This is a genomic window from Flavobacterium sp. MAHUQ-57 (assembly GCF_051908335.1).
Classification (GTDB): domain Bacteria; phylum Bacteroidota; class Bacteroidia; order Flavobacteriales; family Flavobacteriaceae; genus Flavobacterium.
In genome coordinates, this window is record NZ_JBPZTE010000007.1 from 336,986 (window position 1) to 349,454 (window position 12,469).

Genomic DNA, 12,469 nt, shown 5'->3' on the forward strand with positions numbered 1-12,469 from the left:
AAAATCCCTCATTTGAGGGATTTTATTATTATTTCAATATCGAAAACAGCTCATCGAAATCAACTGTTTGTTGCGCTCCAGTGCTTAAGTTTTTTAGATTATATACATTCTTCATTACTTCCTCTGCACCTACTATTACAGTGTAAGGAATTCCTCTTTTTTCTGCATGTTGAAATTGCTTTCCGATTTTGGCCGCATCAGGATACAATTCCACTTTAATTCCTTTCTGACGCAGTTTTGAAATAGCTCGCATTGCAAATTTCGCTTCAGCATCTCCAAAGTTCAAGAAAATCGCTTTAGATGTTGATGTTACCGTATCTGGAAACAATCCCAATTCTTCGATCACTAAATAAATTCGGTCCAAACCAAATGAAATTCCCACTCCACTCATATTTTTCAGTCCGAAAATACCTGTCAAGTCATCATAACGACCACCGCCGCCTATTGAACCCATTGCAACACCTTCAGGAGCAGACACTTCAAAAATGGCTCCGGTATAGTAGTTTAATCCACGAGCTAAAGTGACATCCAGATCTAAATTGGCAGACAAAAGCCCTATTTCCGTAACATTTTCACAAATAAACTGCAATTCAGCCACTCCTTTTTTCCCTTCTTCCGAAGCATCCAACAGTAACGATAATTTTTGAATCTTTTCTTCGATTGTTCCGTCAAAACTAAATAAAGGCTGTACTTTTTCAATCGCTTCCGCAGCAATACCTTTCTCCAACATTTCCTTCTTTACCCCGTCCTCGCCTATTTTGTCCAGTTTATCCAATGCCACAGTGAAATCGATCAACTTATCAGAAGCTCCGATAACTTCAGCAATTCCAGATAATATCTTACGATTATTGATTTTAATGGTTGCTCCTTTTAAACCTAAATCGGTAAAAACAGCATCGTATAATTGAACCAATTCTACTTCCTGCCACAATGAAGTTGAACCAACTACATCGGCATCACATTGGTAAAACTCACGGTAACGTCCTTTTTGGGGTTTATCTGCTCTCCAAACCGGCTGAATTTGGTAGCGTTTGAACGGAAATTCAATGTCATTTCTGTGTTGTACTACATAACGCGCAAAAGGAACAGTCAAATCGTAACGCAATGCCTTTTCGGAAATACGTGCCGTAAATTTATTCAACTCAATTCTTTGCTCCAACGTAATGGTTTCGGCAGAATTTTTTTGTAATTCCTCAATCGATGATGGCAATTCAATTGTATTTCTATCATAGAAGAAATTTCCTGAATTCAAGATTTTAAAAATCAAACGGTCGCCTTCTTCCCCATATTTTCCCATCAAGGTTTCTGAATTTTCAAACGTAGGTGTTTCAATTGGCTGAAATCCAAATCTTTCAAAATGAGTACGGATTGTATTAAAAATATAATTACGTTTTGCCACTTCGGCAGGAGAAAAATCACGGGTTCCTTTGGGAGTACTTGGTTTTTGAGCCATTAGAAATATGAGTTATTAGTTATGAATCATGAATTGATATCACAATTGACCTTACAAATATCTTACATTTTAAATGAATACTAAAATTTTGAAACCAATTGTAACAAAAAATACAAATTAGTGACTTATAGCTCATGGTAGGACTATTTAGAGAAAACGTAAAAATTGCATTGGGATCAATAAAAACCCAATTACTGCGTACTATTTTAACGGTATTGATCATTGCCATTGGAATTACCGCATTAGTTGGCATTTTGACCGTTGTTTCCGCTTTAGAAAACACATTGTCTAAGGATTTTGCATCTATGGGTTCCAATACGTTTACCATCAATCAATACGATAACCTTACTCGTACCGAAGGCAGAGGCGAACTAAAGAAAATCAATCCTATCATTTCCTATCCAGAAGTAAAAGCTTTCAAAGAAAACTATGATTTCCCATTTACACATACATCAGTATCGTTTACTGCTACCAGTAATGCTGAAGTAAAATTCGAAAACGACAAGACCGATCCCGAAGTTTCCGTTTTAGGCATTGATGATAATTTTATACCCAATTCCGGATTGGAAGTTGTAAAAGGAAGAAATATCAATCCTTTCGATGTTGAAAACAATAATTATGTATGTGTATTAGGTTCAGACTTTGAAAAAAAATTATTAGCCGGTGTCAATCCCATCGACAAAACCATATCAATTCGAGGCGCCAAATTTAAAGTTATTGGTATCTTAAAAGAAAAAGGATCAACTTTTGGTAACAGCCAAGATTTAAGAGTCTTAATTCCGATACAAGTAGCTCGAACCTTATTTACAGCTCCGAATATCAATTATTCGACCAGTGTTATGATTGATAAAAAAGAACTTTTGGATGAAGCCGTTGACAATGCCACTATTACCATGCGCAAAGTCCGCAAACTCAATCCAATTGAAGAAGACAACTTTGGCATATCAAGAAGTGATGATCTCATCAACAAAATATTAGGAATTACACAATATTTAGGAATATCTGCTTGGGTTATCGGTGTGATTACCATTTTTGGTTCTTCTATTGCATTAATGAACATCATGTTAGTATCCGTAACAGAAAGAACTCGTGAAATTGGAACGCGAAAAGCATTAGGCGCCAAACGCAGTACCATAGCCATGCAGTTTTTTATGGAAACACTAGTTATCGGTCAATTGGGTGGACTGATAGGAGTTATTTTAGGAATTTTAATCGGATATGGAATTGCAGTAGCAATCAACTTCCAATTTGCTATTCCTTGGTTGGCTATAACTTCCGCTTTCATTGTCTGTTTTATTGTTGCTATTGTTTCTGGTTCCTATCCTGCGATGAAAGCAGCAAAATTAGATCCTATTGAAGCACTGCGCTACGAGTAATTTTTTAGTTTAGCCCATAGTCATTAGTAACTTAGTAATTAGTGAAGAAGAACTACTAATTAGCACCTTATCCTTAGTACTTAGTATTATTCAAACAAAGACGAATTCCGGTAATTTACTATAGTCTGTATATTGGCTAACAACACAAGCTCATAACTTATAAATTAGTTCACCTAATTAAGTTTGGAGTTCTACTTACTTAATAACTAGCTCACCTAATCGAGTTAGGAGTTCTCATTACTTAATTAGTAGTTCTCCTAATTAAGTTTGGAGTTCACGTTACTTAGTAAGTAGTTCACCTAATTAAGTTGGGAGTTCTCATAACTTAATTAGTAGTTCACCTAATTAAGTTTGGAGTTCACGTTACTTAGTAAGTAGTTCACCTAATTAAGTTGGGAGTTCTCATAACTTAATTAGTAGTTCATCTTACGAAGTAATTACAGATTACGAATGACTGCCGTAAATCATGCGGTCATTGCCGTATATATCTTTTTTAAGCTCGATGTTTTGAAATTGATATTCCTCTAATAAAGCGATCATCTCTTTTCCCAGATACTGATTGATTTCGAAGTACAGCTTTCCGTTTGGGGTTAGGTTTTTCTTCGCCAATTGTGTTATTTTTCGATAGAACAGTAAAGCATCATGATCTTCTACGAACAGTGCCAAATGCGGTTCATACTCCAAAACATTCTTCTTGATTTCCTCTTTTTCCAGATGGCGAACATACGGAGGATTCGAGACAATGATATCGAATTGCTGCATTAAGTCTTCTATTTCCAAAATACTTTGATGGAGAAAAGTAACATTTACTTCATTCCGAACTGCATTCTTTTTGGCCACAACCAATGCTTTTTCAGAAACATCTAGAGCAAAAACTTCGGCATTGGGTAAATTTTTAGCCAAAGAAACCGCAATACATCCGCTTCCTGTTCCTATATCCAGTATTTTAATTGTACTCTTTAGCTCCGCTCCGTTCGGCTTTGCCTCGGGTTGATTTTCAACTTTCGACTGACTAATAATCCAATCGACTAATTCTTCGGTTTCCGGACGGGGAATCAGTGTATTTTCATTGACATAAAAAGGCAATCCGAAAAATTCGGTTTCTCCTAATATATATTGTATCGGTCGTTGTTCTATCAGTTGTGCTAAAACCGTTTCCCACTGTAAAAGCTGCATTGGATCGAGTTCTATTTCCGGTTGCAACGCCAAATCAACACGCTTCATCTGATGGAATGCTTCCAAGAGAATGTAGAAGAAGCTATCTATTTCCTGAACATCATATATAGCACTAAGTTCTTGCGCAAATTGGTTTTTATATTCTTTTAGTAGCATCTGATGGTTATTGATTGTCTATTGCCAAATCCTTGATCATCCAAACCGGGCAAGAAGTATGACCTGTACACCCCATAGGTTCATCCAGATACTCAAATCCTGACTTTTTGTATAATTTTTGAGCCGCTTCCATATACGGCATGGTTTCAAGATAACATTTTTTAAATCCGAAACTCTTCGCTTTTGCAAGACAAACTTCCATCATTTGCGCGCCAATTCCCAAACCTCGAGTTTCAGGAAGCAAATACATTTTTTGCAGTTCACAAACATCGGGCGATCCATTCGCTAAAGGAGCAATACCGGCCACTCCTATTATTCTGTTTTCTTTCTCAACCACAAAGTAAGCCGAATTAGGTACTTGATAGGCTTCGTACATAGCATCCAATTGCGGATCTGCATAGGCTGTACCGACTTTTGGCACATTGAATTCCTCAAGCACAGTACGAATTACCTGAGCGACTTGTACATTATCTTCGCGTTGTATTTCTCGAATCAACATAAAATTAAAAGCTTATTTTTGTGACGTGAAGATACAGGAAAAATACATACAACGCTGCATTGAATTAGCCAAAAAAGGTTTAGGAACCACCTACCCTAATCCCCTGGTAGGAAGTGTTATTGTTCATAATGGAAAAATTATAGGTGAAGGTTGGCACCAAAAAGCGGGACAACCTCATGCTGAAGTGAATGCCATTCAATCTGTAAAAGACAAATCTTTATTGCAGGAAGCAACAATCTATGTCAGTTTAGAACCGTGTAGCCATTTTGGCAAAACACCACCCTGTTCTGATTTGATTATTCATCATAAAATCCCTAACGTAGTGATTGGCACGATTGATCCGTTTTCAAAAGTATCGGGGAACGGGATTCGAAAACTGAAAGAAGCTGGCATCAATGTTACTGTAGGTGTTTTAGAAGAAGCCTGCAACGAGCTAAACAAACGGTTCTTTACTTTCCATACTAAAAAGCGCCCGTATCTCATTTTAAAATGGGCCGAAACAGCAGATAGCTTTATTGCTCCACAAACCAGAGACGAACAAAAACCCGTTTGGATAACCAATCCCTATTCAAGACAACTGGTACATAAATGGCGAACCGAAGAACAAGGAATACTCATAGGAACACAAACCGTTATCGATGACAACCCAAGTTTGACGGCAAGAGATTGGAAAGGAAACCATCCAATTCGTATAGTTCTGGATAAAAAAAACCGAATTTCAAAAGAAAGTGCTATATTTGATAATTCGGCTTTAACATTTTTGATCACCGAAAATGAAATTGATTTCTCACAAAACCTTCCAAAACAGCTTTGTGATTACTTGTACGAGAAAGAAATTCAATCGGTCATCATCGAAGGAGGAAGCCAAACTTTACAAACTTTTATCGATGCCCAATTGTGGGATGAAGCAAGAGTTTTTAAAGGACACACGCATTTTTCAAGTGGAATTAAAGCCCCTAAAATCACTGGAAAAATAATAGCGGAACAAAAAATAGGAAGTGACGAACTTGTAATTTATGCTAAACTATGATTAACACTATTATTTTTGATTTTGGCGATGTATTGATTAATTTGGATAAAAACGCTTCACTTGAAGCTTTAAAAAAATTAGGGCTTCCCGCTTGGAACAAAGAATTAGACAACCTCAATATCCAATTTGAAAAAGGAAAAATCACTGAAGTGCAATTCATGATTGAAATGAAGAAGATGATTCCAAACGCTTCGATTGATGACATCAGAACAGCGTGGAATTCGGTCTTACTTGATTTTCCATTGGAAAGATTGGAATTTCTTCAAAAACTATCTCATAAATACCGTTTATTTCTTTTGAGTAATACTGACGAAATTCATGTAGCCAAATTCGAACACAAAGTGGGACATACTTTTGCCCGTGAGTTTTACCAATGTTTCGAACGAATTTATTTCTCTTTTGAAATTGGATGGCGCAAACCCGAACCTGAGGCATTCAATTACATTGTAAAAAAACATGAATTATCAATGAAACGTACTCTATTCATTGATGACAAAAAAGAGAACACTGACATTGCCGCTTCATTAGGTATGCATGTTTGGAATTTACAAGTAGGAGAAGAAGATGTCATTGATTTATTCAACAGAAAAGAAATTCCAGTATAAATAGTAAAAAATAAGTATTTTTGAAGCCGAAAAATCACTTCATTGGATACTTACAAAACCATAGCCGAAGCATCACCAGAAACCTTATACAAAGAAAAAAACAGTAAGTTTTTCGGCTTTGCTTTCCCTATTACCACCGAAGAAGAAGTCAAAATCCATATTGACCAACTCAAAAAAGAACATTTTTCAGCGAGACACTGGTGCTATGCGTATCAGCTGGGAACCACAAAAATACAATACCGCGTCAATGATGACGGCGAACCCAACAATAGTGCCGGCATGCCTATTTATGGCCAAATTCAATCCTTTGACGTAACTAATATATTAATCGTAGTGGTGCGTTATTTTGGCGGAGTGAAATTAGGTGTTGGTGGATTGATTTCTGCCTATCGTGAAAGTGCTAAAATGGCATTGGAAGCTTCATCAATAATTGAAAAAACGATTGATGTTCATTTCAAGATTACATTCGACTATAAAAACATGAATAAAGTGATGCGAGTAATCAAAGAAAAAAACCTGAATATCGTTTCACAAAACATGAATGAAAATTGTCAGATTGAAATTGCAACCCGAAAAAAAAATGCCGAAACTGTGTTCGACATTTTTACTAATTTATTTGAAGTGGATATTGAGGAAATCGATTCTTAACCATAATCTAAATAAAAATATGTTGCACAAGAACTACCTCATCCTAGCCCATAAAAACCCTGAACAGCTTCTGGAATTAATTACACAGCTTAATGATGTATTATCAACATTCTACATTCATATTGATAAAAAAACGGATATAACTCCTTTTACAGATTTACTTCCAAAACTTGAAAATATCATATTTATACAAAAGCCTTTTGATGTTATATGGTGCGACCACAGTACGGTTGAAGCTACCTTATATGTATTGAAAGAAATTATCAAACAAAATGCAAAAGGACACTGCATCTTAATAAGCGGCCAAGACTTTCCAATAAAAAGCAACAAACACATAAATAATTTTCTGGAAGAAAATAAGGATTACGACTTTATAGATATCCATTCCATACCCACTAACGAGTGGTATCAAAAAGGACTCAACAGAGTTAATCATTACAAATTCAACTTAAGTTCTAAAAGAGGCCATTTTGTGACATGCCCGAGCATTTATGAGAAAAAGTTTTACAGCATTTCAAATCTAAAATCTGTAATCAAACTTATATTGAACGGTAAAATAAAATTCATATTCAAACTATTTCAAAGAAGAAAAAAACCAGAACACATCAAACCTTATGGTGGAAGTCAATGGTGGTGCTTAAAAACAGAAACAATACGAAGCATTTTGACTTTTTGCGAACAAAATCCGGAATTCTTAGCATACCATAAGTATACATTACTCTCAGATGAAATTTTTTTCCAATCTGTTATCATGCATTTAAAAAACAGCATTGATCTTAAAATTCAGGATTCATTAACTTTTGTAGATTGGGGAAGAGATGTTCCAATCAAACCACCCACATTTTCTATCAACGACAATGAGTTGTTACTAACCCAACCGAATAACAAACTCTTTGCAAGAAAATTTGATTCAGATTACGACTATAACATTATTCATTTTCTGAAAAATCATCTAAAAAATTAAATAGATCAAACAGGAATATTTAAATTGTTGCCAATAACTTTTTCAGATGTTCCGGAGGAGAAATTGGACGACCGGTTTTCATATCTACAAATACCAAAATCGAATTCCCCGTTGTTAATAACTCTGACTTTTCATTATACACTTCATAGTCAAATTCTATCTTGACTGAAGTCTGACTTTTGAAGATGGTGCGCACCGTAAGTTCGTCATCATAGCGTGCCGGTTTTTTATAATTCATAGACAGCGACACTACCGGAAGCATTATACCTGCCGCTTCCATCAATTTGTAGGAAACCCCCAGATTTCTAAGCCATTCCACGCGACCTAACTCAAAATATTGCGCATAATTTCCATGATATACCATCCCCATTTGATCGGTTTCTGCATACCGAACCCTTACTTTTATTTCGTGAATTTTCATTAATTTCTTATAATAAATATTTAACCATTTGGTAACCCCAATAAAATTTCTTACAACAATTTTTTCATAAAATCAATATGAAAAAAATTTTTTTTTACAATAATTATAATCCATATTTGCTATCCCAATCTACTCAAATTCTTGGCCTGTAATTTGTCCAAGTAAAACCTTTAAAACTAACAATATAAGAATGCATATAATGAATAAAACTGCGGAATCGGTCTGGGAAAATTGTCTTTCTTTCATAAAGGACAACATACAGGAGCAAGCATACAAAACTTGGTTTGAACCAATCAAGTCTGTAGAGCTTACCGACAATGCACTTTATATTCAGGTGCCAAGTAAATTCTTTTACGAATGGCTAGAGGAGCATTATGTTAAGTTATTAAAAGTAGCCTTACAAAAGGAACTTGGAAAAAATGCGAAGTTACTGTATAAAATCAAAATGGAAAACACCTACGGGAACAAACTTCCATTTACGGAACAGTTACCGAGTGCCACACGTCAACCGGTAAAAACGCAAGAAATTGATGTTCCGGTACAGCAAAAAAATCCAGAGTTAAAAAATCCGTTTATCATTCCTGGAATCCGAAATATCAAAATTGAATCACAACTTAATGCGAATTACAGTTTTGACAATTTTTTGGAAGGAGACTCTAACCGTTTGGCCAGAAGTGCCGGTATGGCCGTTGCCAATAAACCAGGTGGAACTTCGTTCAATCCGTTATTGATTTTTGGAGGCGTTGGATTAGGAAAAACACACTTAGCACATGCTATCGGTGTTGAAATCAAAGACAAATATCCAGAAAAAACTGTTCTATATATATCTGCTGAAATATTCACACAACAATATATTGACTCGGTTAAGAAAAATACAAGAAATGACTTTATTCATTTCTATCAGTTAATTGATGTTTTAATTATTGACGATGTACAATTCCTATCTGGAAAATCGGGTACGCAAGACGTATTTTTTCACATCTTCAACCATTTACACCAAAACGGAAAACAGGTGATTTTAACTTCAGATAAAGCACCAGTTGACATGCAAGATATCGAGCAACGCTTATTATCTCGTTTCAAATGGGGATTATCTGCTGAATTGCACCAGCCTGATTACGAAACCAGAGTTTCTATCTTAAAGAATATTTTATTCCGTGACGGTGTTGAAATGCCTGAAGACATCATTGAATATGTGGCTCGCAACATTAAAACCAATGTACGCGAATTGGAAGGCGCTATCATTTCATTAATTGCTCAATCTTCTTTCAACAAAAAAGAAGTAACCATCGATTTAGCAAAACAAATCGTTGAGAAGTTTGTAAAAAATGTGAAGCGTGAAATTTCAATTGATTATATACAAAAAGTAGTTTCCGATTATTTCCAATTGGATGTATTGACTTTACAATCACAAACGAGAAAACGTCACGTTGTACAGGCACGTCAATTGGCTATGTTTTTTGCAAAAAAATACACTAAGGCTTCTTTGGCTAATATCGGATCTCAAATTGGAGACAGAGATCACGCAACCGTACTTCACGCTTGTAAAACTGTAGATAATTTGGTTTCAACTGATAAGCAATTCAAAAAATTTGTTGACGACATCAACAAAAAACTTTCACTGTAATGACCACAAAAATATTAATGGTTTGTTTGGGGAATATTTGCCGTTCTCCATTGGCCGAAGGTATTTTACGCGCTAAACTTTCCGATGATTTCATAATTGATTCAGCCGGAACTGGAGATTGGCACGTGGGTCATGCTCCCGACAAAAGATCGATTGCTACAGCAAAGAAAAACAATTTAGATATTTCACACTTACGAGGCCGTCATTTTTCTAAAACCGATTTTCAGGAATTTGATTATATTTATGTCATGGACAATCAAAATTACAAAGACGTGATTGCTCAAACACAAAATGAAGCCGAAAAAGCCAAAGTAAAACTCATTCTGGAAGAAATTTTTCCTGGCGAAAAAGTAGATGTCCCAGATCCTTACTATGGCCTGCAAGATGGATTTGACAAAGTCTACAACATGTTAGATCAAGCTTGTAGCAGTATCGCAGAGAAACTTAAACGAAAAATACTTTAAACTGATATAAAATTCTTTCAATTCTACGATGATCAGCAATGCAGTGCATGATAATCATCTGTAATTCGCATATCAAAAAAAGATATGAGCATATTCATTAATTTGATAAAGAAAACTGAAATCAGAAAAACATCAATTCATATTGACAAATACAAGAAAATCCAACTTCTTATAAGTTCTATTGCTATTCCCTTATAAATAAAATTAATTGCACAAAGAGAATAAAATAGATGAAACTTAAATTTCGATTTTGAAATCACTTAACAACTGACTATTGTTTGTCCTACCGAAGTATTTGATACAATTTTCAAACATGTGAGACCACAGTCTTTGCCATTCATTTGTATATAATATAGATTTTTAAGACTTGCTTATTCTGCGTCAAAAACAGTTAAAAACCGCTTGATAAATCAAGCGGTTGTATTTATTTAATTAAGACAGCAATATGCCTTTCCAAAAACTACTCTAAATGAATACCCAGGTTGACAAACCACAACACCTGCTTCATTAACAGCTGCATGATAACAATTAGATGGGTTTCCAACACCTCCATTTAAAGACTTTTGCTCGTTAGCTGTTAATTTTTTTGTTCCTTCTAAGTTTAAAATGTTTTTTAACATGATTGTATAGTTTTAAAATTTAAATTACCTCAATCTTTTAAAGACAGTTGAGATTTCTGTCTATTCTCGGCCAAGAATATTGTATTATTATTTTAAGCTTGAACTAAAATTTGTGATTCATTGACTTCTGATGCGAAATCATTTAAAAAGAATTTAAGTTCATTGATATCATATCCCTTTGGAAATAATTTGCCATTTACAATTTTTACAGGAGTATAATTAAATTCATTTTTAGAACACCATTTATACTGCTGAAACAATTGATTGTTTACTTGCATACCATTATGTTCAACTTTCCATTTTTTTATCCATTCACTCAGCCCAATCTTATGAATATGCCAGTCAACAATAGCCTCTTCGGCTTTTTCAGGCAAAGAGTTTTGGATTTCGAGTAAGGTTTCTACAACCGTTTTATATGGATTATTATCATTTTCAGGATTGATGTTGAACAATATATTCAAATGAAATTTTTCTGGAAATTTTTTAACCAATTCAAAACCATCCTTAAACACATCATGACAATGCCCACAACTTGGACTGATTATAATCGTAAGCTGTGCAGCAGCACAACTATTTCCAAAGTGTATTCCTTTTAATTCATTAAAACCTTCTAAAGAAGTAATTTCTTCAGATAAAAATTGAAAAAGCTTGTATTCTCTTTTGAATCTTTTTAGACTTTTGACTTCATTATCAGCTTTAATTTTGGATATCAACATTGGCTTAAGTATAAACCACATTGTGGTAATCACAATGGAAACAAACAATAAAACAAAATAATTTAAGCTTTGTAGTATTGTAAATGATTGCAATCTGAACCAAAAAAGCACACTTTGAAAGATTACAATCAATCCAACAATCAAGCACAAAACGCACCATTTTTTTAGCACTATTTTTTGCAACCAAATAGAATATAGGACTATCGGAATTGACAACACGCTCATTATACCTACCAACATTGAAGAATCATTGGGAGAAATTAGTATTGAAATAGTACTTATGCTAAAAAACAATAAGGGCAAATCCGAGAAGTCAACCCATCTACTAATCCAATTCGCATTTGATTTAATAACAGAAGCACATGATAAATTTGCATTTATTGAGCAAAGTTTTGATGCAACATCGTTTTTAATTCCTACATTCTCTTGAACAATAAATACACTTGTAATCAATCCAAGCATTGATGTAATTAGTAAAAATGCAGCAATTACAAGATAATCATTATAGAAAAAAGAAACAGAAATCAAAGCAATTACCGGCAAGAAAGATGTTTTGCTTTTAAAAGATTTATGCTCTTTTTTAATAACCACAACATTGTTCGGTTCTATTATAAGAACGACTTCATTCCAACCTGAGAGAAAATCATTATTGCTTATTATTTGCTTTTTCCCGGATTCATTTTCAATAACAACTATATCATCTTTCTTAGTCAC

General features: G+C 34.5%; 13 protein-coding genes. 7 read left to right on the top strand and 6 right to left on the bottom strand.

The genetic code is table 11. From position 1 onward, the window contains the following. Positions 1–28: 28 nt before the first annotated feature. On the bottom strand, positions 29–1,453 hold the full coding sequence (gene hisS, locus ACS8MM_RS09590) for a histidine--tRNA ligase (RefSeq protein WP_379715888.1): 1,425 nt from the start codon (positions 1,451–1,453) through the stop codon (positions 29–31). A 134-nt stretch (positions 1,454–1,587) separates the two neighbouring features. Between hisS and ACS8MM_RS09595 the strand changes: the two genes are divergently transcribed. Then, a complete protein-coding gene (locus tag ACS8MM_RS09595) occupies positions 1,588–2,829 on the top strand; it encodes an ABC transporter permease (RefSeq protein ID WP_379715891.1) in 1,242 nt (413 codons plus the stop codon). Between the two features lie 444 nt (positions 2,830–3,273). Here the strand turns inward: ACS8MM_RS09595 and prmC are convergent, their stop codons facing one another. Both prmC and ACS8MM_RS09605 read right to left on the bottom strand, forming a co-directional pair. After that, positions 3,274–4,161, bottom strand: coding sequence for a peptide chain release factor N(5)-glutamine methyltransferase (gene prmC, locus ACS8MM_RS09600; protein WP_379715893.1), 888 nt, complete (start codon positions 4,159–4,161; stop codon positions 3,274–3,276). A gap of 7 nt (positions 4,162–4,168) precedes the next feature. After that, entirely contained in the window at positions 4,169–4,660 is a 492-nt protein-coding gene (locus ACS8MM_RS09605) for a GNAT family N-acetyltransferase (RefSeq protein ID WP_379715895.1), read from the bottom strand. Positions 4,661–4,685: 25 nt separating this feature from the next. On the opposite strand from ACS8MM_RS09605, the gene ribD reads away from it, so the two are divergent. Genes ribD through ACS8MM_RS09625 form a run of 4 tightly spaced genes read left to right on the top strand, consistent with a single transcriptional unit; the run spans position 4,686 to position 7,907 of the window. Next, positions 4,686–5,690, top strand: a complete 1,005-nt coding sequence (ribD, locus tag ACS8MM_RS09610) for a bifunctional diaminohydroxyphosphoribosylaminopyrimidine deaminase/5-amino-6-(5-phosphoribosylamino)uracil reductase RibD (protein WP_379715898.1) — start codon at positions 4,686–4,688, stop codon at positions 5,688–5,690. Further along, on the top strand, positions 5,687–6,295 hold the full coding sequence (locus ACS8MM_RS09615) for an HAD family hydrolase (protein ID WP_379715901.1): 609 nt from the start codon (positions 5,687–5,689) through the stop codon (positions 6,293–6,295). The genes ribD and ACS8MM_RS09615 overlap by 4 nt, the downstream gene beginning before the upstream one ends. Before the next feature lie 33 nt (positions 6,296–6,328). Next, the gene (locus ACS8MM_RS09620) at positions 6,329–6,943 is read left to right on the top strand and encodes an IMPACT family protein (RefSeq protein ID WP_379718977.1); all 615 of its coding nucleotides are present in this window, start codon (positions 6,329–6,331) and stop codon (positions 6,941–6,943) included. A gap of 19 nt (positions 6,944–6,962) precedes the next feature. After that, entirely contained in the window at positions 6,963–7,907 is a 945-nt protein-coding gene (locus ACS8MM_RS09625) for a beta-1,6-N-acetylglucosaminyltransferase (protein ID WP_379715904.1), read from the top strand. Between the two features lie 19 nt (positions 7,908–7,926). On the opposite strand, the gene ACS8MM_RS09630 is transcribed toward ACS8MM_RS09625, so the two are convergent. Continuing rightward, positions 7,927–8,328: an acyl-CoA thioesterase gene (locus ACS8MM_RS09630; RefSeq protein WP_379715907.1), complete on the bottom strand. Its 402-nt coding sequence runs from the start codon at positions 8,326–8,328 to the stop codon at positions 7,927–7,929. Positions 8,329–8,527: 199 nt separating this feature from the next. Here ACS8MM_RS09630 and dnaA point away from each other — a divergent pair, with 199 nt between their 5' ends. Both dnaA and ACS8MM_RS09640 read left to right on the top strand, forming a co-directional pair. Next, positions 8,528–9,955, top strand: a complete 1,428-nt coding sequence (gene dnaA / locus ACS8MM_RS09635; RefSeq protein ID WP_379718980.1) for a chromosomal replication initiator protein DnaA — start codon at positions 8,528–8,530, stop codon at positions 9,953–9,955. Further along, entirely contained in the window at positions 9,955–10,419 is a 465-nt protein-coding gene (locus ACS8MM_RS09640; protein ID WP_379715910.1) for a low molecular weight protein-tyrosine-phosphatase, read from the top strand. Before dnaA ends, ACS8MM_RS09640 begins: the two co-directional genes overlap by 1 nt. 428 nt (positions 10,420–10,847) lie before the next feature. Here the strand turns inward: ACS8MM_RS09640 and ACS8MM_RS09645 are convergent, their stop codons facing one another. Both ACS8MM_RS09645 and ACS8MM_RS09650 read right to left on the bottom strand, forming a co-directional pair. Beyond that, complete coding sequence (locus ACS8MM_RS09645) at positions 10,848–11,039, bottom strand: hypothetical protein (protein ID WP_379715913.1); 192 nt, start codon at positions 11,037–11,039, stop codon at positions 10,848–10,850. Between the two features lie 92 nt (positions 11,040–11,131). Then, on the bottom strand, positions 11,132–12,469 hold the full coding sequence (locus ACS8MM_RS09650) for a vitamin K epoxide reductase family protein (RefSeq protein WP_379715916.1): 1,338 nt from the start codon (positions 12,467–12,469) through the stop codon (positions 11,132–11,134).